Origin of the sequence: Falsirhodobacter sp. alg1 (assembly GCF_000739715.2) — a bacterium.
Lineage (GTDB): Bacteria > Pseudomonadota > Alphaproteobacteria > Rhodobacterales > Rhodobacteraceae > Falsirhodobacter.
On the sequence record NZ_BBJC02000001.1, the window covers coordinates 732,034 to 756,511 of the forward strand.

Genomic DNA, 24,478 nt, shown 5'->3' on the forward strand with positions numbered 1-24,478 from the left:
CGGCCCCATCTGGACGAGCAGGCATAATGGATACTGACACCCTTGCCGCGGCGCAGGAGATCGATTTCTCCATGCTCGCGCTTTTCGCACGTGCAACCCTGACAGTGAAAGTCGTGATGATCATGCTGATCGTCATGTCGTTCTGGTCTTGGGCGATCATCGTTCAAAAACACATCGCCTTCAAACTGGCGCGCCGCGAAGCCTCTATCTTCGACCGGGCGTTCTGGTCCGGTGAGCCGCTGGACGAGCTGTTCGACAAGACCGGATCGCAGCCTGATGGCGCCTCCGAGAAGATCTTTGCTGCCGGAATGATGGAATGGCGCCGCAGCCACCGCCAGGATGGCAAACTGATTGCGGGAGCCCAATCGCGCATCGACCGCTCCATGGATGTGGCAATCACCAAGGAAGCGGAAACGCTCAATTCCCGCTTGTCGTTTCTGGCGACCGTAGGGGCCACCGCGCCCTTCATCGGCCTGTTCGGCACGGTCTGGGGCATCATGCATGCCTTCCAGCAGATCGCGATCAGCCAGAACACGAACCTTGCCACCGTGGCTCCGGGTATTGCCGAGGCACTGCTGGCAACGGGTATTGGCCTTGTTGCCGCCATCCCGGCCGTTATCTTCTACAACAAGCTGACAGCCGACAGCGACAGGATCGTCGGCGGCTACGAGGCATTTGCCGACGAATTCTCCACCATCCTCTCGCGCCAGCTGGACGCCTGATCCATGGCCGGTGGGGTGATGCGCAAGGCAGGCGGGTCGGGGCGTCGTGGACGCCGCCGTCGTGGCGGGGCCGCTATGGCCGAAATCAACATCACGCCATTCGTGGACGTGATGCTGGTGCTTCTGATCGTGTTCATGGTGGCGGCGCCGCTTCTGACCGTGGGCGTGCCGGTGCAGCTGCCCGAAACGGCAGCCACCGCCCTGCCGACCGAGCAGGAGGAGCCGCTGGCGATCACCGTCACTTCCGACAACCGCCTGATGATCCAGACCAGCGAGGTTCTGGAAAACGAGTTGATTCCCCGCCTGACCGCCATCGCGGCCGAGCGCGAGAATCGCAAGATATTCCTGCGCGCCGACGGGGCCGTTCCCTATGAGCGTGTGGCCCAGATCATGGGCGCGCTGAACGCCGCCGGCTTTAACAGCATCGGTCTTGTAACCGACAGCAATGGGCCGACCTTTGGCGCAGGCAACTGAGGGCACCTCGTTCATGAGAGCGGGCTACATCATTTCTGGCATCGGCCACGCGCTGTTCATTCTGTGGTTGCTTATCGGCGACTTCTTTAGCAGCGCGCCTCCTCCGTCACCCGCCGTGGCGGAAGTGTCGATCATGTCCGAAGCCGAGTTCAGCGAGCTTGTCTCTCAAAGCGAGGCGACATCCAAGGCAGAGCCGGATGCCGCCCCCGCATCTTCGATCGTGCCGCCAAGCCGTCCGGCGCCCGCGCCGACACCCGAGCCTGCGCCGGAACCCGAGCCGGAGCCGGAGGCTGTGGCCGAACCGACACCCGAGCCCGCCCCGCAGCCCGAACCGGAGCCTGCGCCCGTTACGCCTGCGCCGCGTCCGACGCCGGCCCCTGCAGCCCCCGAAGTTGCGGCTACGCCTGTGCCAGAGAGTGCAGCCCCGCAGGCCGTGCTTCCCCCCGCACCGGTAGAGCAGCCGACACTTTCGCCCGATTCCAGCCCGCGTCCGCGGCAGGCCCCGCGCGTTGCGCCCACCCCGGCAGAGGCCCCGCCGCCTGCCGCCGAAGTGGCCGAAACCCCGCAAGAGTCCGTGACCGAAGCGCCGGCGGAACGTCAGGCCGAGCCGACACCGCCGCAACCGCAGCAGGCCCCGCGCGAAGCGGCCAGCGAGGTTGTGCCCGAGCCTTCGCCACAGGCAAATCTTGCGCCTGCTGGCAGCCCGCGCCCCCGTGACCGGCCACAACGTGCCGCAGCCCCGACCGAGGCCGCAACGCCGACTCAAACCACGCCTGCCGAGAAACCGGCGCAGGCGGAAACGAAGCCTGCCCAATCCACTCCGGCGCAGACATCCAAACCCGCTACCCCGGCGAAACCCGCAACACCGGCCCCTGCGCGCACCGAAACGCCAAGCACAAGCAGTTCGGTCAACGATGCGCTGGCCGAGGCCTTGGGCAGCGGCAGTTCCACGACGCCCACGCGCAATGCCGCCCCGTCCGGCCCCCCGATGACATCGGGTGAAAAGGATTCGCTGCGTGTTGCCGTTCAGGCCTGCTGGAACGTCGGGTCCCTGTCGACCGAAGCGCTGCAAAGCACGGTCACCGTAGGCTTTGATGTGACACAGGATGGAAAACCGGTGTCCGCATCGCTGAAAATGGTGGATTCCAGTGGCGGTACGGCTGCAGGTGCGCAACAGGCATTCGAAGCGGCCCGCCGTGCCATCATCCGTTGCGGCGCATCGGGCTTTCCCTTGCCGCCCGAAAAGTACGAGCAATGGAAAGAAATCGAGATCGTGTTCAACCCTGCCAATATGCGCGTGAAGTGACGCGCGCTCTGGCGGCCCTATACTCTGTTCGGAAACGAAACGCCTGAGGATCAGCATGACCTTGTTCAGACCCCTCGCTACGGCCCTTGCGATTGCGCTTTCCCTGACGGGCGGTGCCGCAATGGCCCAAAACGGACCTTTGCGGATTGAAATCACCGAAGGTGTGATCGAACCCTTGCCCTTTGCCGTTCCGGCCTTTTCCGGTGGCAGCAAGGTGGCCAACGATATCACACGCCTTGTGGCCGCGGACCTTTCGGGCACCGGCCTATTCCGTGAGATCCCGTCTTCGGCCTACATCAGCCAGGTTTCCAGTTTCGATGCGCCGGTCGCCTTCAACGACTGGAAGGCGATCAACGCGCAGGCACTGATCACCGGCGCCGTCACCACGTCGGGCAATCAGGTGACCGTCAAGTTCCGTCTGTTCGACGTATTTGCAGGACAGCCGTTGGGTGACGGGCTGCAATTCACCGGCACGGCGGATACGTGGCGCCGCATGGCGCATAAGGTGGCCGATGCCGTCTATAGCCGGATCACGGGCGAAGGCCCGTATTTTGACAGCCGCGTGGCCTTTGTGGCCGAAAGCGGATCGAAGGCTGCGCGTCAGAAACGTCTTGCAATCATGGATTATGATGGCGCGAATGTGCAGTACCTGACGGATGCCTCGGCGCTGGTGCTGGCCCCCCGCTTCTCGCCGCAGGGCAACCAGATCCTGTTCACCTCCTATGCCTCGGGCTTTCCGCGCATCAACGTGATGAATGCGGCAAACCTGCAGACACGTTCGCTGGATCAGCAGCCCGGCACGATGACCTTCGCACCGCGCTTTTCACCCAATGGGCGCACGGTGGTCTTCAGCCTGGAACAGGGTGGCAACTCGGATCTTTATACACTCGATACGCAATCCGGCCAGCGGCGCCAGCTGACGAATTCGCCTTCGATCGAAACCGGCCCCAGCTTTTCCCCCGACGGCTCGCAGATCACTTTCGAAAGTGACCGGTCGGGAACATCGCAGATCTACGTGATGTCTGCGAATGGCGGAGAGGCGCGCCGGATCTCGGCAGGGGACGGGCGCTACAATACGCCGGTCTGGTCGCCGCGCGGAGATCTGATCGCCTTTACCAAACAGTCCGAGGGCCGTTTCCACATCGGCGTCATGCGTACCGATGGCAGCGAGGAGCGTCTGCTGACCTCCTCCTTCCTTGATGAGGGGCCGACATGGGCACCGAACGGCCGTGTGCTGATGTTCACCCGTGAAAGCGCGGGGGCCGATGGTGCCGCGGCGCTCTATTCGGTGGATATTTCGGGGCGCAACCTGAAACGTGTGCCGACACCGGGGGCCGCATCCGACCCGGCATGGTCGCCGCTTCTTCCATAATCCTCATCGCTCCGTTTGCCGGAGCGGTGAAACCTGCTATCCTTCGCCCAGAATGTAATTAAAGGACGTGTCGATGACCTTTCTCCCCAAGGCCCTCATGTTGGTCGCGGTGCTTGGCCTTGCGGCCTGTAACAACCCCAACCGCTTTGGTGCGGGTGGTGCAAACGCTTATGGCGCCAATGGCGGCGCCGGTGGTGCTGGCGGCTATGGCGCGGGCGGCGTAGGTACATCGGCCTTGGGCAGCGCAAGCGACCCGAACTCGGTCGCATATTTCCAGCAGACGCTGGGGGATCGCATCCTGTTCGCCTATGACCAATCCACCGTTTCGGACGAAGGTCGCCAGATCCTGCAGGGGCAGGCGCAATGGCTGAACGCGCATCCGCAATACGCTGTGATCGTTGAGGGCCATGCCGACGAGAAAGGCACGCGCGACTACAACCTTGCCCTTGGTGCCCGCCGTGCATCCTCGGCACAGGACTTCCTGATCTCGCAGGGCGTAACCCCCAGCCGGATCCGCACCGTATCCTATGGCAAGGAACGCCCGGCAGAAACCTGTTCGGCTGAATCGTGCTATGCCCAGAACCGCCGTGCGGTCACGGTTCTGCAGTCCGGCGCGGGGTCCTGATCCATGCGTCTGGCTTTGGTCCTGACGCTGGCATTGTTGCCCGCTTCTGCGTTCGCGCAGGATCGGGCGCAGTCGCTGGCCGATATCCAGGCCGAGCTGTCGCAGCTTGAAGGACAGTTCAACAGCCTGAAGAACGAACTGGTTTCCACCGGTGCGATCAGCAGCGGTGCAGCCGGTGGATCGGCGCTACAACGGCTGGATTCGATCGAATCCGCCATCCAGCGCCTGACTGCCCGCACCGAAGAGGTGGAAATGCGGGTGAACCGGATCGCGACCGACGGCACGAACCGTCTGGGCGATCTGCAATTCCGTGTAACCGAACTGGAGGGCGGCGATATCGGCGCCCTGCCTCCAACCACTCCGCTGGGGCAAAGTGCATCTTCGGCACCTGCCACATCCCCCGCACCGGCTGCTTCGGCCGGTAGCACGCAGCTTGCCGTGCAAGAGCAAGCAGATTTTGACCGGGCCAAGGGGGTGCTCGGTCAGGGTGACTTTCGTGCCGCCGCGGACCAGCTTGAGGCCTTTGCCACGACCTACACGGGCGGGCAACTGACCTATGAAGCGCTGTATCTGCGCGGTGAGGCCCTGACGAAACTGGGACAGACGGCAGATGCTGCGCGGTCCTATCTGGACGCCTTCTCGGGTGATCCGGACGGGCCACGGGCCGCGGATGCGCTGTTGCGTGTCGGACAACGTCTGGGGGATCTGGGGAAAACGCAGGATGCCTGCATCACCCTGGCCGAGGTGTCGAACCGTTTCGCATCCGCCCCTGCTGCGGCAGAGGCACAGACCACGGCGCAGGGGCTGCGCTGCAACTGATGCCACAAGTGCGGTTTCTTGAAGGCCTGGGACCGGTACCGCCGGTTCTGGGCCTTGCCGTTTCTGGCGGCGGCGATTCGATGGCCTTGCTGGTGATGGCGATAGAGGCGGGGCTGACGTGCCGCGTCGTCACCGTAGAGCACGGGTTGCGCCCCGAGGCTGCGACCGAAGCCGAGGATGTGGCACGCTTTTGTGCACATCGGGGGATCCCGCATAGCACGCTGACATGGCGGTGGGACGGCACCGGCAATCTGTCGGACGCCGCGCGGCGCGGGCGCAGGGCGCTGATCGCCGGATGGGCCCGGCAGAACGGCATCGCCGATGTCGCCCTCGGGCATACCCGCGATGATGTGGCCGAGACATTCCTGATGCGGCTTGCGCGCGGGGCGGGGCTGGATGGCCTGTCAGCCATGCGCGCCCGCTGGACTGAACATGGAATCGCATGGCATCGCCCCCTGTTGGATATGGGGCGGGAGGAGTTGCGGGATATATTGAAGGCCCGCCGGATCGGCTGGGCCGAAGATCCGTCGAACTTTGATCCGAAATACGAACGTGCCCGTACGCGCGCGGCGATGGCCGATCTGCCATTGGGCCTGACACCGGCACGGCTGGCGGATGTTGCAGGCCATCTGGCCGAAGCCCGCCGCGCACTGGATATGGCCACGCGCCAAGCGGCCCATGACCGGTCGCGGGTGGAAGGTGGTGATATTCTTATCCGCACGGCGGGCCTTGATCCCGAAATTCTGCGGCGGCTGGTCTGCGAGGCGATTCTCTGGCTGCGCGGGGCGGGGTATGCCCCTCGTGGTGCCGCCTTGCGGCGGGCAATCGATCAGGCATTGGCAGGGCAGCGCGCCCAGTTGCAGGGATGCGGCATGGTGGCGCAGGAGACGGAGCTGCGGCTCTATCGTGAATGGCAGGCCGTTCGGGATATCTGCGTTCCGGTGGGGCAGGTATGGGATGGCTGGCAGGTGCAGGGTGATGCGCCCTCAGGCAGCATGGTCCGCGCACTTGGGGCCGAAGGGCTGCGGCAGTGCGCGGATTGGCGCGCGGCAGGATTGCCCCGGGCCAGCCTGATCGCCTCTCCCTCGGTGTGGGCCAAGGGGGTGCTGATCGCTGCCCCGCTGGTAAAAAACACCGGGGAATGGCGTGCAACACGGGCGGCTTGGCCGATGATGCCTTTATCGCATTGAACCCACCGCCCGAATGCTTATCTTACCCGCAACGCTTTTGGGCGGCACCAAATCGGGAGAGAAGACTTTGGGGAACGCGCGCAACATTGCCTTTTGGGTGGTCCTGTTCCTCCTGGTGCTGGCACTCTTTAACCTGTTCAGCGGTGGAAGCGCCGGCAATGCCGCACGCTCGATCTCGTTTTCGGACTTTATCGAGCGCGTGGACAGCGATCAGGTGGCATCGGTCACGCTGGATGGTGAACGCATCACCTTCCGCGGCAACGACGGAAACCAGTATGTGGCGATCAAGCCGCAGGGTGAGAACGTCACGGACCGTCTTATCGACAAGAACGTGGAGGTTCGTGCCGAGCCGCAGGAACAATCCGGGTTCCTGTCGCTCATCTCGCTCTGGCTGCCATTCATCGTGCTGATCGGCATCTGGATCTTCTTCATGAACCGCATGCAGGGCGGCGGCAAAGGGGGGGCGATGGGCTTTGGCAAATCGCGGGCCAAGTTGCTGACCGAAAAGCATGGCCGTGTCACATTCGACGATGTGGCCGGTATTGATGAGGCCAAGGAAGAGCTGGAAGAGATCGTGGAATTCCTGCGGAACCCGCAGAAATTCAGCCGTCTTGGCGGCAAGATCCCCAAGGGGGCGCTGCTGGTCGGCCCTCCGGGAACGGGTAAGACGCTTCTGGCACGGGCGATTGCGGGGGAAGCGGGCGTTCCGTTCTTCACCATCTCTGGTTCGGATTTCGTGGAAATGTTTGTGGGTGTAGGGGCCAGCCGTGTCCGTGACATGTTCGAACAGGCCAAGAAGAACGCGCCCTGTATCGTTTTCATCGACGAGATCGACGCCGTGGGCCGCGCCCGTGGTGTGGGGATCGGCGGCGGTAATGATGAACGCGAGCAGACGCTGAACCAGCTGCTGGTCGAGATGGACGGCTTTGAGGCGAACGAAGGTGTGATCATCGTCGCCGCAACCAACCGCAAGGATGTGCTGGACCCTGCGCTGCTGCGTCCGGGCCGGTTCGACCGCCAGATCCAGGTGCCGAACCCCGACATCAAGGGCCGGGAAAAGATCCTGACCGTACATGCGCGCAAGGTTCCTTTGGGTCCGAACGTCGATCTGCGTCTGATCGCCCGCGGCACGCCCGGCTTTTCGGGTGCCGACCTGATGAACCTGGTGAACGAGGCTGCCCTGATGGCGGCACGGATCGGTCGCCGGTTCGTGTCGATGGACGATTTCGAGAATGCCAAGGACAAGGTCATGATGGGGGCCGAGCGCCGCTCCATGGTGCTGACGCCTGACCAGAAGGAAAAGGTTGCCTATCACGAGGCAGGCCATGCGATCGTCGGGATGGCGCTGCCGAAATGTGATCCGGTCTACAAGGCTACGATCATTCCGCGTGGGGGTGCCTTGGGGATGGTTGTCAGCCTTCCGGAAATGGACCGGCTGCAAATCTTCAAGGATGAAAGCAAGCAGAAGATTGCCATGACGATGGCAGGTAAGGCCGCCGAAATCATGAAGTATGGCGAAGAGGGCGTTTCCTCGGGCCCTGCGGGCGATATCCAACAGGCAAGCGCGCTTGCACGGGCCATGGTGATGCGTTGGGGAATGTCGGATGCCATTGGCAACATCGACTACGCCGAGGCGCATCAGGGCTATCAGGGGCAAACGGGTGGCTTCTCGGTATCGGCCGATACAAAGAACATGATCGAGGCCGAGGTGAAACGTCTGATCGATGAAGGATATGAGACCGCCGTCCGCATCCTGAACGAACAGGCCGAAGGATTTGAGCGTCTGGCAAAGGGCCTGCTTGAATATGAAACCCTGACCGGGAACCAGATTCGCAAGGTCATTGCCGGTGAGCCGATTGACGAGGAAGACGACAACGATCGTTCATCCGGAACCGGCTCTATTGCGGCCATTCCGAAGACACGCCCGCGGACAACGGGTGAGGGGCTGGCAGAGCCTTCGGCATAACGCCTGCTGCCTGACAAACAAGATTATGACGTCGGCCGAAAGGCCGGCGTTTTTCATGGCATCACAGGCCGGACCGGCTTTTCCGCCATTGCAAAACCGCAATTCATAATTTGTTCCATCGCATCATATGGAACCGGCAAGGATCCGCTTGTTGCGATTTCGCAACATTGCCTGAAAATCACTTTCAATAGAGTTTGTCCGCAAGCAACAACGTGGGGACGGACGGATGAAGGTATCGGGCTGGTTTAGCGCACTTGCGGCAATTTGCGTTATTGCAACAGGTGCGACAAATGAGGCCCATGCCGAAGCGAACAGCCGCACCGTCGTCGTCGCCAATGTATCCCCCGCCGATATCCAGCAAGCCACCCGCCGTGCCACGGCCGAAGTAGGTCATCTGCGCCGTATCTGGTGCGTTCCCTTTGCGCGGGCGGTGTCGGGCGTCGATATCCGTGGAAACGCATCCACGTGGTGGGGGCAGGCTGCGGACCGCTATCCCCGTGGCCAGGTGCCGATCCGGGGCGCCGTGTTGAACTTCCGCAGTTCCAGCGCGATGCCCATGGGCCATGTTGCCGTCGTGTCCGAGGTCATCGATGCGCGGACCATCAAGGTGGTTCAGGCGAACTGGACACGCAACAAGATCACCGTAGATGCTGTTCGTGACGTATCCGAGGCGAATGACTGGTCGCAGGTTCGTGTGGAATACAATGATGACAATTTTGGCCGCGTGAACCCTGCCTATGGTTTCATCTACCGCCCGGCAACCGAGGTTCTGGCCAGCAACTGATGCCGTGATTGACCCTTGTGGTACCCGCCCGCTATGACGGGGCATCACGGCAATAGGGGAAATCTATGACGGCCACGATCATCGACGGAAAGGCTTTTGCCGCGCAGGTGCGCGCTCAGGTTACAACCCATGTCGCCATGCTGAAGGAAAAGGGGATCGTGCCCGGCCTTGCGGTGGTTCTGGTCGGAAACGATCCCGCGTCGGATGTCTATGTCACCAGCAAGGGCAAGATGACGCGCGAAGTCGGGATGGAGGGGTTCGAGCATCGCCTGCCTGATACGACATCCGAAGCGGATCTGCTGGCGCTGATCGATCAGCTCAATCAGGATGACAAGGTTCACGGCATTCTGGTCCAACTGCCGCTTCCTGCCCATATGGATTCGGCCAAGGTCATCAATGCCCTTGATCCGGCAAAGGACGTTGACGGTTTCCACATTCTGAACGTCGGGCTGCTGGGGACAGGCCAGAAGGCCATGGTTCCCTGCACCCCCTTGGGGTCGTTGATGATGTTGCGCGATCATCATGGCAGCCTTTCGGGGCTTCATGCCGTGGTGCTGGGCCGCTCCAACATTGTGGGCAAGCCGATGGCGCAATTGTTGCTGAATGACAGCTGCACAGTCACCATCGCCCATTCGCGCACCAAGGATCTGCCTGCCCTGTGCCGGACTGCGGATATTCTGGTCGCGGCCGTCGGGCGTCCCGAAATGGTTACTGGTGACTGGATCAAGCCCGGTGCCACCGTCATCGACGTCGGGATCAACCGGATAGAGCGTGACGGCAAGAAGCGGCTTATGGGGGACGTGGAATTTGCAAGCGCGGCAGCGGTTGCCGGAGCCATCACACCGGTGCCGGGTGGCGTCGGCCCCATGACCATTGCCTGCCTACTGGCGAATACGGTCACGGCCTGCTGCCGCGCCAATGGCCTTGCGGAGCCGGAGGGGCTGACGCCCTGACCTTTCAGGCCCGTCGCTTTCGGGGCAACGCGGTTTTGGTATGAACAGGAACGACGATTGTGCGTTGGCCGGTCAATACGGCCAGCGCATCCGGCCCCATCAGGGGCAACAGGGCGGGGTCTGTGCACCAAAGCCCGCCGGTGTAGGTTCCATAGGCCGGCATGATCACATGCCGCCCGTCGATCAGAAATGCCGGGCGTGCCGTGCCTGCCAGTTTTGCCTTGGGGTGGTAATGCCCCGAAACCTCGGTGCCGATGCCGGTTGCGATATGGCGCAGCGCAAGCCCTTCGATCTCCATCTGGGCCAGATGCGTTCCGCCCACATCCAACGGGGCCGGATCGTGATTGCCCGCAATCCAGATCCAAGTCCGGCCCGCCATGAGACGCGTCAGCCATGACAGTTCATCCGGACCCAGAACCGCCTCGGCATCATCAAAGCTGTCTCCGAGGCAGATCACCGTCAGCGCATCCATCTTGCTGATGTCTGTATCCAGCCGCAGCAGGGTATCGCGGCTTTCATAGGGGGGAAGAAGGGCGCCGCCACGGCGGGCCAACCGTTCGGCTTTGCCGAAATGTAGATCGGCCACGATCAGGGTCCGCTGTGCGGCCCACCAAAGCGCACCAGAAGGCAGGGCCAGCAATGCAGCCCCGCCAAGAGTGAAGGCAAAGCCTTCAGTCAATGATCAGCCGTTGAACAGGAAGTGCAGGACATCGCCATCCTTCACTTCGTAGCTTTTGCCTTCGACGCGGAATTTGCCCGCCTCCTTGGCGCCAGCCTCACCCTTGCCGGCAACATAGTCACCATAGGCAACGGTTTCGGCACGGATAAAGCCTTTTTCAAAGTCCCCGTGGATCACGCCAGCGGCTTGCGGGGCAAGCATGCCCTTCTGGATCGTCCAGGCACGCGCCTCTTTGGGACCTACGGTGAAATAGGTCTGGAGGCCGAGCAGCTCGTACCCTGCGCGGATCAGCCGGTCGAGGCCAGCCTCGGTCAGGCCCATTTCGCCAAGGAACATCTCGGCTTCATCCGCCGAGAGCTGGCTGATCTCTTCTTCGATCTTGGCCGAGATGATGACGGTTCCCGCACCCTGACGAGCTGCCATTTCAGCTACGCGCGCGGATTGGCTGTTGCCCTCGGATGCGCAGGATTCCTCGACGTTGCAGACATAGAGCACGGGCTTGGCTGTCAGCAGCTGGAGCATCCGCCATGCCTTCGCATCATCCTCGGCGATGGTCAGGCTGCGTGCAGGCTTGCCATCGTTCAGGGCAGCCTGCGCCATCTTCATCAACCGCTCCATATCGGCGGCGTCCTTGTCGGCATTTTTGGTCTTGCGCGCCAGACGGCGTTCGATCGATTCAAGGTCTGCAAGCATCAGCTCGGTTTCGATCGTCTCGGCATCCGCGACAGGATCGATCCGGCCTTCGACATGGGTGATGTCGCCATCCTCGAAGCAGCGAAGCACATGGGCCACGGCGTCGCATTCCCGGATGTTGGCCAGAAACTGGTTGCCCAGCCCTTCACCCTTGGAGGCGCCGCGCACCAGGCCGGCGATGTCCACGAACGTCATGCGTGTGGGGATGATCTGCTTCGATCCGGCAATTCCTGCCAGCACGTCCAGACGTGAATCCGGTACAGCCACCTCACCGACGTTCGGCTCGATCGTGCAGAAGGGGAAGTTGGCCGCCTGCGCCGCTGCCGTGCGGGTCAGCGCGTTGAACAGGGTCGATTTGCCCACATTCGGCAAGCCGACGATACCCATGCGAAAACCCATCATTATCCCCTTTGCTATCTGGCGCTTCAAATAGGCCGCATTCGTCCGCCACGCAAGGCACGCAACGCAAGCAGGGTATCCGGCATTGCTTTTCTGCCATCCATCCGCCAATGAAGTAGGGCATCACCAGAGGACGCCATGACCCGTATCGACGCCAAATTCGCCGCCCTGAAAGCCGATGGTAAAAAGGCATTCGTCGCCTATCTCATGGCAGGTGATCCGAATTCCGAAACGACGCTGGAAATCATGCAGGGCATGCCGGGTGCGGGTGTGGATATCATCGAACTGGGAATGCCCTTCACCGATCCGATGGCCGATGGCGGCACGATCCAGCTGGCAGGTCAGCGCGCGCTGAATGGCGGGCAAACGCTTGACCGGACGCTGGAAATTGCGCGCCGGTTCCGCGAAGGGGACAGCACGACCCCGATCGTGCTGATGGGGTATTACAACCCCGTTTATTCACGCGGCGTGGACAAGTTTCTGGAGCAGGCGGTTGCTGCGGGTATCGACGGGCTGATCATCGTTGATCTGCCTCCCGAGGAAGATGCCGAACTGTGCATTCCGGCGCAGGCGGCGGGAATGAATTTCATCCGCCTGGCAACGCCGACCACGGATGCGGCACGGCTGCCGCGCGTGCTGCAGAACACTTCGGGCTTTGTCTATTACGTGTCGATCACCGGAATCACGGGGGCGGCTGCGCCACAACCGGCAGATGTCGCGCCCGAGGTTGCACGAATCAAGGCGGCAACCGATCTGCCGGTCATCGTCGGGTTCGGGATCACGACAGCCGAAGGCGCGCAGGGCATTGCCAGCATCGCGGATGGCTGTGTCGTCGGTTCGGCCATCGTCAAGCTGATCGGTGAAGGTCGTCCTGTACCGGAAATTCTGGCCAGCATTGCCGATCTGGCCGGCGGCGCGCACCGCGGTTAACGCCGCAGCCGCGCAAAGATGAATGAGGCGCTCCAACCGGCCAGCACAGCCAGGGCGAGCGCCAGCAGACCATACAACAGCGACTGTTCGCGAGAGAGGGTGTAGAGAAACCTCTCCAGCCCCGCCTTGCGGACATCAATGCTGCGCTCCAGCACATCCAGAACCTGACCGTCACGTGTCAGGAAAATGCGGACGCGGTATTGCCCTTCGACCAGATTGGCAGGCAGCGCCACATCGGTGCGGAACAGGGTGGATTGATCCAGCCGTACGGCGCCTTCGTTGATACGGAATTTCCCCGATTTCTCACGGATCCGCAGCAGCGCATCGATAAAACTTTGCGGATCGTCGGTTTCGGCACTGATCCCGACCGACCGGATCGCCTGCTGGATGGTGATACGGTGGCGCAGATCATCCGTCTGGTTCAGGATATCGGCAAGGGGGCCGGTGGTGGCAACGGCATAGAAGCTGGGCGCGCTGTCGATGCGAACCGATTCATTATTGATCCATATGCCGAATGTCCGGTCCTTGCGGCGGACCACGACAGGCGTATGCGGCCCTTCGACGGCCACGATCACCTCCAGCGGTCCACCGGCGGGGGCGGGGGATTCCCGTTTGACAGCGCCATACACCAGAATTTCGGACCCGACGTAATTCGTGGTGATCGTGACCGAATATTGCGACAGCCCCAGCACGATGCTTTCGTCCTGCGCGGCGGCAGGAAGGGCCATGGCAAACAGAAGGGCGAGCGCGCGGATCATTCGGTGCTCTCCACCGTCAGGTTGAACGGCTCGGACGGGGTAAGGACCAGATCGGCACATACCTTCAGGCTGACTGCCAGCACCATCAATGCCAGCAGGATACGCAGTTGTTCCGCCCGAAGACGGACCCCGACGCGCGCCCCCAGCTGCGCCCCGATGACGCCGCCGATGATCAGGAGCAGGGCCAGCATCACGTCCACGGTGCCGCTGGTCATGGCATGCAGCAAGGTGGTGAAGGCCGAAACGAAGATGATCTGGAACAGCGATGTGCCGACCACGACCTTTGTCGGCATTCCCAGTAGGTAGATCATGGCCGGAACCATGATGAAGCCACCGCCCACGCCCATGATGGCAGACATGAATCCGACGCCCGCACCAATTGCCAATGGCGGCAGCACCGAAATGTACAAGCCCGACGCGCGAAACTTCATCTTGAACGGCAGCTTGTGGACCCATGTATGGGTATGGGCACGACGGACCTGCGCATTGCCCTTGTGGACCCGGCGCAGGGCGCCGAGACTTTCCTTCAGCATCAGCGCACCGATCACGCCCAGAAACAGCACATAGGAAAGCTGGACGAACAGATCGACCTGACCAAGGGCCGAGAGGATCTTGAACACCCAGATGCCCAGGCCCGATCCGACCAGCCCCCCGGCCTGAAGCACCAGGCCCATTCGGAGATCGACGGCCTTGCGCTTCAGTTGCGCCAGCACCCCCGACACCGATGAGGCAACCACCTGATTGGCACCGGTGGCCACAGCCACGGCGGGCGGAATGCCGATGAAGAACAGCAAGGGTGTGATCAGGAACCCGCCTCCCACGCCGAACATCCCCGACATGAAGCCGACTATGCCGCCAAGACCCAGCAAAAGCAGGGCATTGACCGATATTTCGGCTATGGGGAGGTAGATTTGCATGGGCTACGCTGACAGAGGGGGGCTAAGGCAAGCTCTCATGTCATCGTAGCCCATTGTCAATCATCCTTACAATGCGCGCAGCATTTCACGCAGGGTGCGTTCCAGCTTCGCCGCACCGATGGGGGCCATCGTCTTGGTGTGATCATGACTGAGCGTTTCATCCGACAGTCCGGCCCCCATGTTGGTGATCACGGAAATGGCGGCCACTTTCAGGCCTAGAAAACGCGACAGGATGATTTCCGGTACCGTGGACATGCCGACGGCATCGGCCCCCAGAACGCGGGCCGCCCTGATTTCGGCCGGTGTTTCAAAGCTGGGGCCAGAGAACCATGCATAGACGCCTTCGGGCATCTCCACATCCGCAGCCTTGGCTGCCGCTTTCAGGCGGGCATGCAGATCGGGGTTATGGGCGTCGGACATCCCGACAAAACGAGCCTCTGACTGTTCGCCGATCAGCGGGTTCAGACCGGTGAAATTGATATGGTCCGACAGCAGCATGATCGACCCCGGCGGCAGATCGGCACGCAGCGATCCTGCGGCATTGGTCAGCAGCAGCTGTTCCACCCCGAGTGCCCGCAGCACCTCCAGAGGGAAGCGCATCGCTGCGGGGTTTCCGGCTTCGTAATAATGCGCCCGACCGCCGAAAACGGCCACGCGCACGCCCTCCAGCTCTCCGATCACCAGCTTGGGAGAGTGGCCGGAGACACCGGCATGGGGAAACCCCTCCAGTTCGGCATAAGGAATGGCAACGCCCCGAACCTCATCCGCCAGATGGCCAAGTCCGGAGCCGAGAACCAGACCGATCTGGATCGGCGCATCACCCGCACGTTCACGGATATGGGCGGCAACGGTTTCTGCGGTCATGCTCAACGCTCTTTTACATAGGGTTCGCCGCCAGCGCGGGGAGGGATCGCCTTGCCGACAAATCCGGCCAGGACAAGGACGGTCAGGATATAGGGCAACGCCTCCAGCGCGGGCACGGGAATGTCCACATGGGTAACGGCCGTTACAACATCGGGCCGGAACGCAAGTGCCTGGAAAAAGCCGAACAGCAAAGTGGCCCAAAGCGCACCCCATGGACGCCATTTCGCAAATATGAGGGCGGCGAGGGCGATATAACCGCGCCCGGCGGTCATTTCGCGGCCAAAGCCTGCCTGAAGTGCCGTGGCCATATAGGCACCGGCAATACCGCAAAGGATACCGGTGATCGCAACTGCGGCAAAGCGCATGCGTGTCACCGAAATGCCCGCCGTATCCACGGCAGCAGGGTTTTCACCCACAGCCCGCAGCCGCAGCCCGAAGCGTGTCCGCATCAGGACCCACCACGTTGCGGGAACCATAGCCAGCGCCAGATACACGAGGATGGAGTGTCCCGACATGACCTCGGCGTAAAACGGGCCCAGAACAGGTACGGGCCGCAGCATTTCCGCAAAGGGCAGCGTCAGTTCGCCAAAGCGGGCGGCCCCCGAAAGGGCAGGGGTGCGCCCCCCCTGACCGAATGCGGCCTGAGCCACCAGCACGGTCATTCCCGAGGCAAGGAAGTTCAGCGCGACGCCGGAAATCAGCTGGTTGCCACGGAATGTGATGGCCGCAATGCCATGGACCGCAGCCCACAGCAGGGATGTGGCCACGCCCGCCGCCAGCCCAAGCCATGCCGACCCGGTCAGATAGGCGACCGCACCCGAAGACATGGCAGCGACCAGCATCTTGCCCTCCAGCCCGATGTCGAAGACACCGGCCCGTTCGGAGAACAGCCCCGCAAGGCAGGCGAGCAGCAGGGGGGTAGCCAGCCGCAGGGTGGAATCGAGGATCTGCAGAAATGTAGTGTAATCCATCACGCCACCTTCCGTCTGCTGAACAGCACCGACAGCATCTGGCGCACCATATGATCAAGCGCACCGGTGAACAGGATCACCAGACCCTGCACCACGACCCGCAGATCGATCGGAATAGAGGTCCACAATCCGATTTCAGCGCCGCCCTGATAAAGAAATCCGAACAGCAATGCCGAGAGAACGACCCCGAACGGATGGTTCCGCCCCATCAGCGCCACTGCGATCCCGATAAAGCCCGCCCCTTCGGACGAATTCTGCAGCAACCGGCCGCTGTCACCCATCACGTTGTTGATGGACATCATTCCAGCCAGGGCACCCGACAGGGCCATGGCGATCATCACGGTCCGTACAGGCCGGATACCGGCATAGCGTGCGGCGGGTTCGGATTTGCCAAAGGCGCGGATCTCGTACCCCAGGGGGGTGCGCCACAGCAGTGCCCAGACCGCAACACAGGCGATCAGGGCCATGAACAGGGAGATGTTCACGGGCACCGCCTGCGTGAAGATGGAGCTGAGGCCCGGCACGTCCGACAATGCCGGAATTCCCACAGCGAAACGGGCTGTCGCAGGCTCTGCCTGTCCGGCGGGGCGCAGCACATCCACCAGAATCCACACGATCAGGGCATAGGCGATGTAGTTGAACATGATCGTGGTGATCACGACATGGCTGCCCCGTTTTGCCTGCAACCAGCCGGGAATTGCCCCCCAGATGGCACCGAACACGGCTGCGGCCACCGTGGCGGCCAGCAAGGCGATCGACCAATGCGGAAAGGGAACGAACAGCAGCATGAGGGCGATGCCAAGGCCGCCAAGCTGGGCCTGACCTTCGCCGCCGATGTTGAACAGGCCCGCATGGAACGCCATGGTGACGGCAAGGCCGGTAAAGATGAAGCTGGTCGCATAATACAACGTATAGCCCCAGCCATAGGCCGAGCCGAGGGCACCGGCGACCATGGTTTCCAGCGCCTCCATCGGGTTCTGGCCGATCGCGAGGATGACAAGGGTGGCGCAGACGGCCGCCAGCAACAGCGACACAAGCGGAACCAGGACCAGATCGGCCCAACGAGGGATTGGACGCATTACGCAGTCTCCGTCACGCCAGCCATCATCAGGCCAAGCTCGCGTTCGTTTGTGGTTGCGGCATCGCGTGTGCCCATGATGTGCCCGTCGAACATGACGGCGACGCGGTCCGAAAGGGACATCACCTCATCCAGTTCCACGGACACCAGAAGCACGGCCGCTCCCCGATCGCGCAAGGCGACGATCTGTTTGTGAATGAATTCGATTGCCCCGATATCGACACCGCGCGTGGGCTGGCCGATCAGCAAAAGGTCCGGCACCCGCTCCATCTCGCGCGCGACGATGATCTTCTGCTGGTTCCCGCCCGAGAAATGTTTGATCGCCAGATCGGGGTTCGGGGGGCGAACGTCGAAGCGTTCCATCTTGGCGTTTGTATCCGCGCGCAGGGCCGCATTGTCGGAAAACACCCCGCGCCGGTATGCGGCATCATGGTGATAGCCGAAGGCCACGTTTTCCCAGGCCGCAAAATCCATGATCACGCCTAGGTGCTGTCGGTCCTCGGGCACATGGGCGATGCCCTGGGCGCGGCGGTCCTGCCCATCCTCACGGCCGGTCAGATCCAGCTCGCGGCCCTTCATCCTGATGGAACCGGTCCCCCGGGCGATGCCGCCCAGAATGGCCAGCAGTTCGGATTGGCCGTTTCCTGCCACACCGGCAAGGCCCATGATCTCTCCGCGCCGCAGGGTCAGGTTGATGCCCTTCAAGCGTTCGATGCCATCCTCGGTCATGCGCAGGTCGCGGATTTCGAGGATGGTTTCACCGGGGGTGGCGGGGGCCTTGTCTACGCGCAGAAGCACCTTGCGGCCCACCATGCGCTCGGCAAGATCGGCGGGGGTCGTGTTGGCCGTGGCGACGGTTCCCACCATCTCGCCACGCCGCATGACCGAGACGTTGTCGGTGATCGCCATGATCTCACGCAGCTTATGCGTGATAAGGATCACGGTTTTGCCCTGATCGCGCAATCCGCGCAGGATACGGAACAGGTGATCGGCCTCGGGCGGTGTCAATACGCCCGTCGGTTCATCCAGAATGAGGATTTCGGCCTGACGATACAGTGCTTTCAGGATTTCCACGCGCTGCTGGTGGCCGACGGACAGATCCTCGATCAGGGCATCGGGATCGACCTCGAGGCCGTAATCCCGTGACAGATCGATCAGGATGCGGCGCGCCTTGCTGAGCGATGTGGACAGACGCGGGCCATCTTCGGCCCCCAATACAATATTTTCCAGAACGGTGAAGTTCTGTACCAGCTTGAAATGCTGGAAAACCATGCCGATGCCCGCGCGGATGGCGGCCTGGCTGTCGGGAATATGCGTCTCGCGTCCGCCGATCAGGATCTCGCCCTCATCCGCGCGGTAGAAGCCGTAAAGGATCGACATCAATGTCGATTTGCCGGCCCCGTTTTCACCGATGATGCCGTGAATTGTGCCACGGGGAACCGTGACACAGATATCGCGATTGGCCTGTACCGTGCCGAAACGCTTGGATATCCCCCGCAGTTCGATTGCGGGGGCGGACGAAACAGGCCCTGCCATCAGAAGCCGGCGATCGGGCAGCTGTCATCCGACATATAGTCATGCGACACGATTTCACCTGATGCGAGCTTTTGCGTCGCTTCCTCGACGGCGGCCTGCATTTCCGGTGTTACGAGGCTGCTGTTGTTTTCATCCATCGCAACAACGACGCCTTTGTTGGCAACGCCCAGAACCTCGACGCCTCCGGTCATGTCGGCACCTTCGTTGAACGCCTCTTCGACGGCGACATCAACGCGTTTGACCATGGAGGTCAGGACCGAACCGGGGTGAAGGGCGTTCTGGTTGCTGTCCACACCGACCGACAGGATGCCTTCGTCCGCTGCAGTCTGCAGGATGCCGATGCCGGTGCCGCCTGCTGCGGCATAGATCACGTCGGCGCCTTGGCTGATCTGGGCACGGGCCAGTTCGCCGCCGCGCACGGGATCGTTCCATGCGGCAGGGGTGGAGCCTGTCCAGCTGATCAGCATCTTCGCATCCGGTTTCGTGGCGATCACGCCTTGGGCAAAGCCGCAGCCGAACTTGCGGATGAGCGGAATGTCCATGCCGCCGATAAAGCCGACGGTGTCGGTTTTGGAAGACATCGCCGCCATGATACCGGCCAGATATGACCCTTCCTCTTCGGAGAAGACGATCGAACGCACGTTCGGCTGGTCAACAATCGCATCGATGATCACGAATCGTGTATCGGGGAACTCGGGCGCAACCTGTGTCAGGACATCGGCAAAGGAGAAGCCGGTCATGACAATCGGGTTCGATCCTGCTTGGGCAAGACGGCGCAGGGCCTGTTCCCGCTGTGCCTCGGACTGCATCTCGATTTCGCGATAGTTGCCGCCCGTTTCGGCCTTCCAACGCAAGGCGCCCTCGTTCGCGGCCTCATTGAAGGATTTATCGAATTTCCCGCCCAGATCGAAGATCAGGGCCGGATCTGCCAGTGTGGCAGTGGCGGATAGCGTCAGGGTAACAGCGGCAGCAAGCAATGGTTTGATGGTCACAATCGTCTCTCCCGTTGGACGTGTTTTTTTATCCTGTTTGTGACGAAGCCGTAAAGGCGTCAACCGTGATCCCGCGTCACAAGTGCGCGGCGCATGACCAAAGCATCGATCGGCCCGTAATAACGGCGGCGAACCCCTACATTGGCAAACCCTGCGGCATCGTAAAGACGTATAGCGCCTGAATTATCGGCAGCCACCTCCAGAAAAGCGGTATCGGCCACTGCCGACGCGCGTGTCAGGAATGCATCGACCAGACGTGAGGCAATGCCTTGCCGCCGATGGGCGGGATGGGTGGCAAGGGTCAGAAGCTCCGCCTCTCCGGCGATGGCGCGGCCGATTAGAAAGCCGCCACCCTCACGCAGCAGAAATCCCCCCGGAGCGGTGGCGGCCCCCTCCAGCTCGGCCGCTGACCAGGGTGGGGGGCTATGGAATGCAAACGCGTGGATGGCCGCAAGATCATCCCACATCCAGCATCACCGGACCGGGATCGGAAGAGGGGGCAGCATCGGCCCCCCGCAGATAGAAGGGCGAAGGACGGGATCCATCGGGGGTCCGTGTTGCGGCAACCCGGGCAATCCCTTCGGCAATCGGATAGAGTGGGGCAGGGCGCGGCCCTTCGGGAATGGTATCCGACAGGCGGGCAGGGCTGTCGGGGCCGAACGTCTGGACATAGAAGGCGTCACGGCGTGCATCCTCGGCCACGACCAGCGGATGCGGCAATCCGTGGGCCTTTGCCTCCAGCGTGGTGACGCCGATAGCCGGTATCCCGAGGCCAAGGGCAAGCCCGCGGGCTGCGGCCACCGAAATCCGCACACCGGTAAAATTGCCGGGGCCGGTTCCGACGGCAAGCGCATCAAGGTCACGCCACGTCTTGCCGGCGGTTGCCAGCACGTCTTCCAGCAGGGGCATAAGCCGTTCGGCCTGGCCCTTTGCCATAGGCTCCTCGATCTGGGCGAGGATGGTTCCGCCTGACAGCAAAGCGGCCGCGCAATGCGCGGCCGATGTGTCAAAGGCCAATATCAGCGCATCAGGCCGCAACCGGACGCACCTCCAATACCTCGGGGATGTAGTGCCGCAGCAGGTTCTCGATCCCCATTTTCAGGGTCAGCGTGGAAGAGGGGCACCCGGCGCAGGCCCCCTGCATGTGCAGATACACGATGCCGCGATCAAAGCCGTGAAACGTGATGTCACCGCCATCCTGCGCCACTGCCGGGCGGACGCGGGTATCCAGCAGTTCCTTGATCTGGGTGACGATGTCGCCATCCTCGCCCGTATGCTCGGCATGAGCAGAGGCGGCCCGCTCACCCTCGATCACGGGTGCCCCGGACTGATAATGCTCCATGATCGCGCCCAGAACGGCAGCTTTCACATGGGCCCAATCGCGATCCTCGGCCTTGGTGACGGTCACGAAGTCATGGCCGAAGAACACGCCGGCCACGCCGCCCGTGGCAAAGATGCGTTGTGCAAGTGGCGAAGAGGTCGCAGCCTCGGCCGAGGGGAAATCGGCTGTGCCCATATCCAGAACGGTCTGTCCCGGCAGGAATTTGAGCGTGGCGGGGTTCGGGGTCGATTCGGTCTGGATGAACATGGCAAAGTCTCCAATCTGGATGCCGATATGCGCCCGCAGGCGCGCGCTGTCAAGTTTCTGGAACGATTCTAGGTTATCGCCTCGAGGCGCTCCTTGGACATATCCCCCGGAACGATCGTGACCGGAATGGGCAATGTCCCTGCATTGCGCGTCATATGGGTGACCAGCGGGCCGGGGCCACCCTTTTCGATGCTTGCGCCCAGAACGAGTATGCCGATCTGCGGATCCTCGGCCACGAGGTTCAGGATTTCCTGGCCGGCATCACCCTCACGCACGATCAGCTGCGGATCCACGCCCTGCTTGTCCCGCATCCATTTGGCAAAGACCTCGAAATGTGCCTCTATCCGTTCCCGCGCCTCGGCACGCATCACATCGGCCACGCCCATGAAGTGCTGCAGTTCATCCTGCGAGATAACGGCCAGCACCACGATGCCCGCACCCGTATGTGCCGCACGGTACGCGGTATAGCGCATGGCATTCAGACATTCGCGGCTGTCGTCCAGAACGACAAGAAACTTGCGCATGATGGCCCCTCCTGACGGTGATGATGGTGAAAATCGCCACGAAGGCAAGCTTTTCGGCCAAGGCCGCCTGTTAGACCATCATCGCCCGCAAAGGGCAAGGTGGCCTCCGGGCCGTGTTGACCTGGGGGGATGCAGGACCCGGAGGCATATGCGGGCACGGATTTTCGCGGCCCCGCAGGCAGGATACCATGATCTGCGCGACAGGGATATGACGGCCTTATGCCAATCGGCGCAGCAGCCTGAGGGCAATCGTCTGGCCCAGATGCGCAGCCATGCCCGCCAATGCAAGGATCATGCCGGCGAAACCGGCCAGCAACCCTGCGGCGGCATTGGTCAGGCGGGCAGTGGCCCGCAGAAAGCGCCCCTTGCCCAGCACCTCCATGCGGCCCACCGTGCGGGGGCCCATCGCTTCGGCCCCGTTGGCCAGACGGCGGGCATCGGTGGCATCGTCGACATAGCGCACCATGTGCAGTGTCTGTGTTGTGGGCAGCGCCCCTTCCATCCGGCCCAGAGCGCGCGCGGTATCGGTTACCGGACCGAGGACCGCAGGGCGCAGGACATGGGCCAGATCATCAGTCCCGCGCACGGCCGGAAGGGCGGCCCAGTCAATGCCTTCACGGGTGGCGCGGGTCAGTGTGGCGGTCAGACGTGGCGACAAAAGCCGCATTCCGCGCGCCGTTTTCACTACCGATGCGCCTGCCTTCAATCCCAGCGTCGTACCGCCCGAGGCCACGATCAGAACGGTGGCCCCCAGCCCGACGGCAGAAAGCCCGACCTCCAGCGCATCCACGTCATCGCCCGTGGCATAGGCCAGGGCCCCCCGTGTCAGCCCCGCAATATCGCCAAGGCTGGTCAATGCTACAGGGGCCTGGCACATCAGTTCTGCCGACAGGCGGCAGTTGCGGACATCCCATGCACAGCTTGCGCATTGCACGGCACGGGCTGTCAGGTTGAAATCGGTATTGCGGGCCTTGGTGATCGCCTCGGTGTCATAGGGCAGGCCGCGTTCTTCGGCCACCTGCAACACGGCATCGATGGCCACCCAATTGCGGGGTGTTTCGGCCAGCAGAACCGTCAGCCGCTCGGAAATGCGCGCAGGGGTGGCCTCGGTGGCCATCGCGCGGTCAAGTGCGGCCACGATCTCCTCGCGGCTGCGATCGATCACGGGGCGCAGGGACGGATCCCGCGCGATGCGGATACCCGTCCAGACCGTCAGCAGAAGCGAGACTGCGAGCAGTGCCGTCAGTCCCGCTTTTGCCAGTTTTCGGATCATGTCAGACCTGACGTGACCGGATCATGCCCACGATGTCATAGACGTCGTTCAGGATCGGGGTTGCGATGGCATCGGCGCGTTCGGCACCACGGCCAAGGATGGCATCAATCTCGTCAGGCTCGGCCATCAGGCGGTTCATTTCCGCCGTGATCGGGCCAAGCTTGGCCACCGCAAGATCTGCCAGTGCCGGTTTGAACGTGCCGAACTGTGCGCCGGCATATTGTGCCAGAACCTGTGCCTGCGTCATATCCGCCAGCGCGGCGTAGATGTTCACGAGGTTCTTCGCGTCCGGCCGTCCGTCCAGCCCCTCGACCGTTTCGGGCAGGGGTTCGGGGTCCGTCTTGGCCTTGCGGATCTTTTTGGCGATCGCATCGGCGGTATCGGTCATATTGATCCGGCTTTGATCCGACGGGTCGGACTTCGACATCTTCTTGGTGCCGTCCCGCAGCGACATGACCTTGGTCGCCACGCCTTCGATCAGGGGCTCGGTGATGGGGAAGAAGTTCACGCCGTAATCATGGTTGAACTTGGCCGCGATATCGCGTGTCAGTTCGATATGCTGACGCTGATCCTCACCTACCGGGACATGCGTTGCCTTGAACGCCAGAATATCGGCGGCCATTAACGCCGGATAGGCCAGCAGACCCAGGGAGGAGTTCTCGGCATTGCTGCCGGCCTTGTCCTTGAACTGGGTCATCCGGTACATCCAGCCGACCCGGGCCACGCAGTTCAGCACCCATGCCAGCTGTGAATGCGCCTGGACCTGGCTCTGGTTGTACAATATCGACCGTTTCGGATCGACGCCCGAGGCGATGAAGGCGGCTGCGGCCTCGCGGGTCTGCTGGCGCAGGACCGCCGGATCCTGCCACACGGTGATCGCGTGCAGATCGACAAGGCAATAGAGCGTCTCGATCCCTTCGTTCTGCTTTTGTGCAAAGCGTTTCAGGGCGCCCAGGTAATTGCCCAGCGTGAGGCTCCCCGAGGGTTGGATGCCCGAGAAGATGCGCGTGGGAAAAGCCTGAGGCGTTTGGACCGGCTCGGCCATGATGTAACTCCGTCTGGAAA

The 24,478-nt window shown here is 62.3% G+C and carries 26 protein-coding genes; 11 read left to right on the forward strand and 15 right to left on the reverse strand.

Features of this window, described 5'->3' with window-relative positions:
• Positions 1 to 26: 26 nt before the first annotated feature.
• From tolQ to folD, 10 genes are all read left to right on the forward strand, one after another.
• Positions 27 to 722, forward strand: coding sequence for a protein TolQ (gene tolQ / locus TR36_RS03595; protein WP_045387203.1), 696 nt, complete (start codon positions 27 to 29; stop codon positions 720 to 722).
• Positions 723 to 725: 3 nt separating this feature from the next.
• A complete protein-coding gene (gene tolR / locus TR36_RS03600; protein WP_045387200.1) occupies positions 726 to 1,196 on the forward strand; it encodes a protein TolR in 471 nt (156 codons plus the stop codon).
• Between the two features lie 13 nt (positions 1,197 to 1,209).
• On the forward strand, positions 1,210 to 2,502 hold the full coding sequence (locus tag TR36_RS03605) for a hypothetical protein (protein ID WP_062762401.1): 1,293 nt from the start codon (positions 1,210 to 1,212) through the stop codon (positions 2,500 to 2,502).
• Positions 2,503 to 2,557: 55 nt separating this feature from the next.
• Positions 2,558 to 3,874 (forward strand): Tol-Pal system beta propeller repeat protein TolB, encoded by a 1,317-nt coding sequence (gene tolB, locus TR36_RS03610; protein WP_045387195.1) that lies wholly within the window; start codon positions 2,558 to 2,560, stop codon positions 3,872 to 3,874.
• Between the two features lie 73 nt (positions 3,875 to 3,947).
• A complete protein-coding gene (gene pal / locus TR36_RS03615; protein ID WP_045387192.1) occupies positions 3,948 to 4,499 on the forward strand; it encodes a peptidoglycan-associated lipoprotein Pal in 552 nt (183 codons plus the stop codon).
• A 3-nt stretch (positions 4,500 to 4,502) separates the two neighbouring features.
• Positions 4,503 to 5,318 (forward strand): tol-pal system protein YbgF, encoded by an 816-nt coding sequence (gene ybgF / locus TR36_RS03620; RefSeq protein ID WP_045387189.1) that lies wholly within the window; start codon positions 4,503 to 4,505, stop codon positions 5,316 to 5,318.
• Positions 5,318 to 6,508: a tRNA lysidine(34) synthetase TilS gene (gene tilS, locus TR36_RS03625; protein ID WP_045387186.1), complete on the forward strand. Its 1,191-nt coding sequence runs from the start codon at positions 5,318 to 5,320 to the stop codon at positions 6,506 to 6,508. Before ybgF ends, tilS begins: the two co-directional genes overlap by 1 nt.
• Before the next feature lie 67 nt (positions 6,509 to 6,575).
• A complete protein-coding gene (gene ftsH, locus TR36_RS03630; protein ID WP_062762478.1) occupies positions 6,576 to 8,474 on the forward strand; it encodes an ATP-dependent zinc metalloprotease FtsH in 1,899 nt (632 codons plus the stop codon).
• A 226-nt stretch (positions 8,475 to 8,700) separates the two neighbouring features.
• Positions 8,701 to 9,258, forward strand: a complete 558-nt coding sequence (locus tag TR36_RS03635) for a CHAP domain-containing protein (RefSeq protein ID WP_082714824.1) — start codon at positions 8,701 to 8,703, stop codon at positions 9,256 to 9,258.
• Positions 9,259 to 9,323: 65 nt separating this feature from the next.
• Positions 9,324 to 10,211 carry a bifunctional methylenetetrahydrofolate dehydrogenase/methenyltetrahydrofolate cyclohydrolase FolD gene (folD, locus tag TR36_RS03640; protein ID WP_045387184.1) on the forward strand — a complete coding sequence of 296 codons (888 nt, stop codon included), beginning with the start codon at positions 9,324 to 9,326 and terminating at the stop codon, positions 10,209 to 10,211.
• Positions 10,212 to 10,215: 4 nt separating this feature from the next.
• Here the strand turns inward: folD and pdeM are convergent, their stop codons facing one another.
• Both pdeM and ychF read right to left on the reverse strand, forming a co-directional pair.
• Positions 10,216 to 10,890, reverse strand: a complete 675-nt coding sequence (pdeM, locus tag TR36_RS03645; protein ID WP_045387181.1) for a ligase-associated DNA damage response endonuclease PdeM — start codon at positions 10,888 to 10,890, stop codon at positions 10,216 to 10,218.
• Between the two features lie 3 nt (positions 10,891 to 10,893).
• Positions 10,894 to 11,982 (reverse strand): redox-regulated ATPase YchF, encoded by a 1,089-nt coding sequence (ychF, locus tag TR36_RS03650; RefSeq protein WP_045387178.1) that lies wholly within the window; start codon positions 11,980 to 11,982, stop codon positions 10,894 to 10,896.
• 138 nt (positions 11,983 to 12,120) lie between these two features.
• Here ychF and trpA point away from each other — a divergent pair, with 138 nt between their 5' ends.
• Positions 12,121 to 12,912, forward strand: a complete 792-nt coding sequence (gene trpA, locus TR36_RS03655; RefSeq protein ID WP_045387175.1) for a tryptophan synthase subunit alpha — start codon at positions 12,121 to 12,123, stop codon at positions 12,910 to 12,912.
• On the opposite strand, the gene TR36_RS03660 is transcribed toward trpA, so the two are convergent.
• The 13 genes from TR36_RS03660 to trpS form a co-directional block, all read right to left on the reverse strand.
• Positions 12,909 to 13,670 carry a TIGR02186 family protein gene (locus TR36_RS03660; protein ID WP_045387173.1) on the reverse strand — a complete coding sequence of 254 codons (762 nt, stop codon included), beginning with the start codon at positions 13,668 to 13,670 and terminating at the stop codon, positions 12,909 to 12,911. The two genes, trpA and TR36_RS03660, sit on opposite strands and share 4 nt — an antisense overlap.
• A complete protein-coding gene (locus TR36_RS03665) occupies positions 13,667 to 14,587 on the reverse strand; it encodes a sulfite exporter TauE/SafE family protein (RefSeq protein ID WP_062762404.1) in 921 nt (306 codons plus the stop codon). The genes TR36_RS03660 and TR36_RS03665 overlap by 4 nt, the downstream gene beginning before the upstream one ends.
• Positions 14,588 to 14,653: 66 nt before the next feature.
• Positions 14,654 to 15,451, reverse strand: a complete 798-nt coding sequence (locus TR36_RS03670; protein WP_045387167.1) for a purine-nucleoside phosphorylase — start codon at positions 15,449 to 15,451, stop codon at positions 14,654 to 14,656.
• 2 nt (positions 15,452 to 15,453) lie between these two features.
• A complete protein-coding gene (locus TR36_RS03675) occupies positions 15,454 to 16,422 on the reverse strand; it encodes an ABC transporter permease (protein WP_045387164.1) in 969 nt (322 codons plus the stop codon).
• The gene (locus TR36_RS03680) at positions 16,422 to 17,501 is read right to left on the reverse strand and encodes an ABC transporter permease (RefSeq protein WP_045387161.1); all 1,080 of its coding nucleotides are present in this window, start codon (positions 17,499 to 17,501) and stop codon (positions 16,422 to 16,424) included. The genes TR36_RS03675 and TR36_RS03680 overlap by 1 nt, the downstream gene beginning before the upstream one ends.
• Entirely contained in the window at positions 17,501 to 19,036 is a 1,536-nt protein-coding gene (locus TR36_RS03685) for an ABC transporter ATP-binding protein (protein WP_045387158.1), read from the reverse strand. Before TR36_RS03685 ends, TR36_RS03680 begins: the two co-directional genes overlap by 1 nt.
• A complete protein-coding gene (locus tag TR36_RS03690; protein WP_045388680.1) occupies positions 19,036 to 20,031 on the reverse strand; it encodes a BMP family protein in 996 nt (331 codons plus the stop codon). Before TR36_RS03690 ends, TR36_RS03685 begins: the two co-directional genes overlap by 1 nt.
• A 56-nt stretch (positions 20,032 to 20,087) precedes the next feature.
• Positions 20,088 to 20,495: a GNAT family N-acetyltransferase gene (locus tag TR36_RS03695; protein WP_062762407.1), complete on the reverse strand. Its 408-nt coding sequence runs from the start codon at positions 20,493 to 20,495 to the stop codon at positions 20,088 to 20,090.
• Positions 20,485 to 21,066: a tRNA (adenosine(37)-N6)-threonylcarbamoyltransferase complex dimerization subunit type 1 TsaB gene (tsaB, locus tag TR36_RS03700; RefSeq protein WP_062762409.1), complete on the reverse strand. Its 582-nt coding sequence runs from the start codon at positions 21,064 to 21,066 to the stop codon at positions 20,485 to 20,487. The genes TR36_RS03695 and tsaB overlap by 11 nt, the downstream gene beginning before the upstream one ends.
• The gene (locus tag TR36_RS03705) at positions 21,056 to 21,616 is read right to left on the reverse strand and encodes a NifU family protein (protein ID WP_062762411.1); all 561 of its coding nucleotides are present in this window, start codon (positions 21,614 to 21,616) and stop codon (positions 21,056 to 21,058) included. The genes tsaB and TR36_RS03705 overlap by 11 nt, the downstream gene beginning before the upstream one ends.
• Positions 21,617 to 21,684: 68 nt before the next feature.
• Entirely contained in the window at positions 21,685 to 22,140 is a 456-nt protein-coding gene (locus tag TR36_RS03710; protein ID WP_062762413.1) for a universal stress protein, read from the reverse strand.
• A gap of 217 nt (positions 22,141 to 22,357) precedes the next feature.
• On the reverse strand, positions 22,358 to 23,413 hold the full coding sequence (locus tag TR36_RS03715) for a hypothetical protein (RefSeq protein ID WP_045387144.1): 1,056 nt from the start codon (positions 23,411 to 23,413) through the stop codon (positions 22,358 to 22,360).
• A gap of 1 nt (position 23,414) precedes the next feature.
• Entirely contained in the window at positions 23,415 to 24,458 is a 1,044-nt protein-coding gene (trpS, locus tag TR36_RS03720; protein WP_045387141.1) for a tryptophan--tRNA ligase, read from the reverse strand.
• Between the last annotated feature and the right edge of the window lie 20 nt (positions 24,459 to 24,478).

What these genes read in the sequence shown, in the direction of transcription:
- TR36_RS03675 (WP_045387164.1), bottom strand. Translation starts at nt 16,422, where the DNA reads ATGGATTACACTACATTTCTGCAGATCCTCGATTCCACCCTGCGGCTG.
- TR36_RS03680 (WP_045387161.1), bottom strand. Translation starts at nt 17,501, where the DNA reads ATGCGTCCAATCCCTCGTTGGGCCGATCTGGTCCTGGTTCCGCTTGTG.
- TR36_RS03660 (WP_045387173.1), bottom strand. Translation starts at nt 13,670, where the DNA reads ATGATCCGCGCGCTCGCCCTTCTGTTTGCCATGGCCCTTCCTGCCGCC.
- TR36_RS03685 (WP_045387158.1), bottom strand. Translation starts at nt 19,036, where the DNA reads ATGGCAGGGCCTGTTTCGTCCGCCCCCGCAATCGAACTGCGGGGGATA.
- TR36_RS03605 (WP_062762401.1), top strand. Translation starts at nt 1,210, where the DNA reads ATGAGAGCGGGCTACATCATTTCTGGCATCGGCCACGCGCTGTTCATT.
- tolQ (WP_045387203.1), top strand. Translation starts at nt 27, where the DNA reads ATGGATACTGACACCCTTGCCGCGGCGCAGGAGATCGATTTCTCCATG.
- TR36_RS03670 (WP_045387167.1), bottom strand. Translation starts at nt 15,451, where the DNA reads ATGACCGCAGAAACCGTTGCCGCCCATATCCGTGAACGTGCGGGTGAT.
- TR36_RS03695 (WP_062762407.1), bottom strand. Translation starts at nt 20,495, where the DNA reads ATGTGGGATGATCTTGCGGCCATCCACGCGTTTGCATTCCATAGCCCC.
- tolB (WP_045387195.1), top strand. Translation starts at nt 2,558, where the DNA reads ATGACCTTGTTCAGACCCCTCGCTACGGCCCTTGCGATTGCGCTTTCC.
- folD (WP_045387184.1), top strand. Translation starts at nt 9,324, where the DNA reads ATGACGGCCACGATCATCGACGGAAAGGCTTTTGCCGCGCAGGTGCGC.
- tilS (WP_045387186.1), top strand. Translation starts at nt 5,318, where the DNA reads ATGCCACAAGTGCGGTTTCTTGAAGGCCTGGGACCGGTACCGCCGGTT.
- pal (WP_045387192.1), top strand. Translation starts at nt 3,948, where the DNA reads ATGACCTTTCTCCCCAAGGCCCTCATGTTGGTCGCGGTGCTTGGCCTT.
- tolR (WP_045387200.1), top strand. Translation starts at nt 726, where the DNA reads ATGGCCGGTGGGGTGATGCGCAAGGCAGGCGGGTCGGGGCGTCGTGGA.
- ychF (WP_045387178.1), bottom strand. Translation starts at nt 11,982, where the DNA reads ATGGGTTTTCGCATGGGTATCGTCGGCTTGCCGAATGTGGGCAAATCG.
- trpA (WP_045387175.1), top strand. Translation starts at nt 12,121, where the DNA reads ATGACCCGTATCGACGCCAAATTCGCCGCCCTGAAAGCCGATGGTAAA.
- TR36_RS03710 (WP_062762413.1), bottom strand. Translation starts at nt 22,140, where the DNA reads ATGCGCAAGTTTCTTGTCGTTCTGGACGACAGCCGCGAATGTCTGAAT.
- TR36_RS03665 (WP_062762404.1), bottom strand. Translation starts at nt 14,587, where the DNA reads ATGCAAATCTACCTCCCCATAGCCGAAATATCGGTCAATGCCCTGCTT.
- TR36_RS03635 (WP_082714824.1), top strand. Translation starts at nt 8,701, where the DNA reads ATGAAGGTATCGGGCTGGTTTAGCGCACTTGCGGCAATTTGCGTTATT.
- TR36_RS03705 (WP_062762411.1), bottom strand. Translation starts at nt 21,616, where the DNA reads ATGTTCATCCAGACCGAATCGACCCCGAACCCCGCCACGCTCAAATTC.
- trpS (WP_045387141.1), bottom strand. Translation starts at nt 24,458, where the DNA reads ATGGCCGAGCCGGTCCAAACGCCTCAGGCTTTTCCCACGCGCATCTTC.
- ybgF (WP_045387189.1), top strand. Translation starts at nt 4,503, where the DNA reads ATGCGTCTGGCTTTGGTCCTGACGCTGGCATTGTTGCCCGCTTCTGCG.
- TR36_RS03715 (WP_045387144.1), bottom strand. Translation starts at nt 23,413, where the DNA reads ATGATCCGAAAACTGGCAAAAGCGGGACTGACGGCACTGCTCGCAGTC.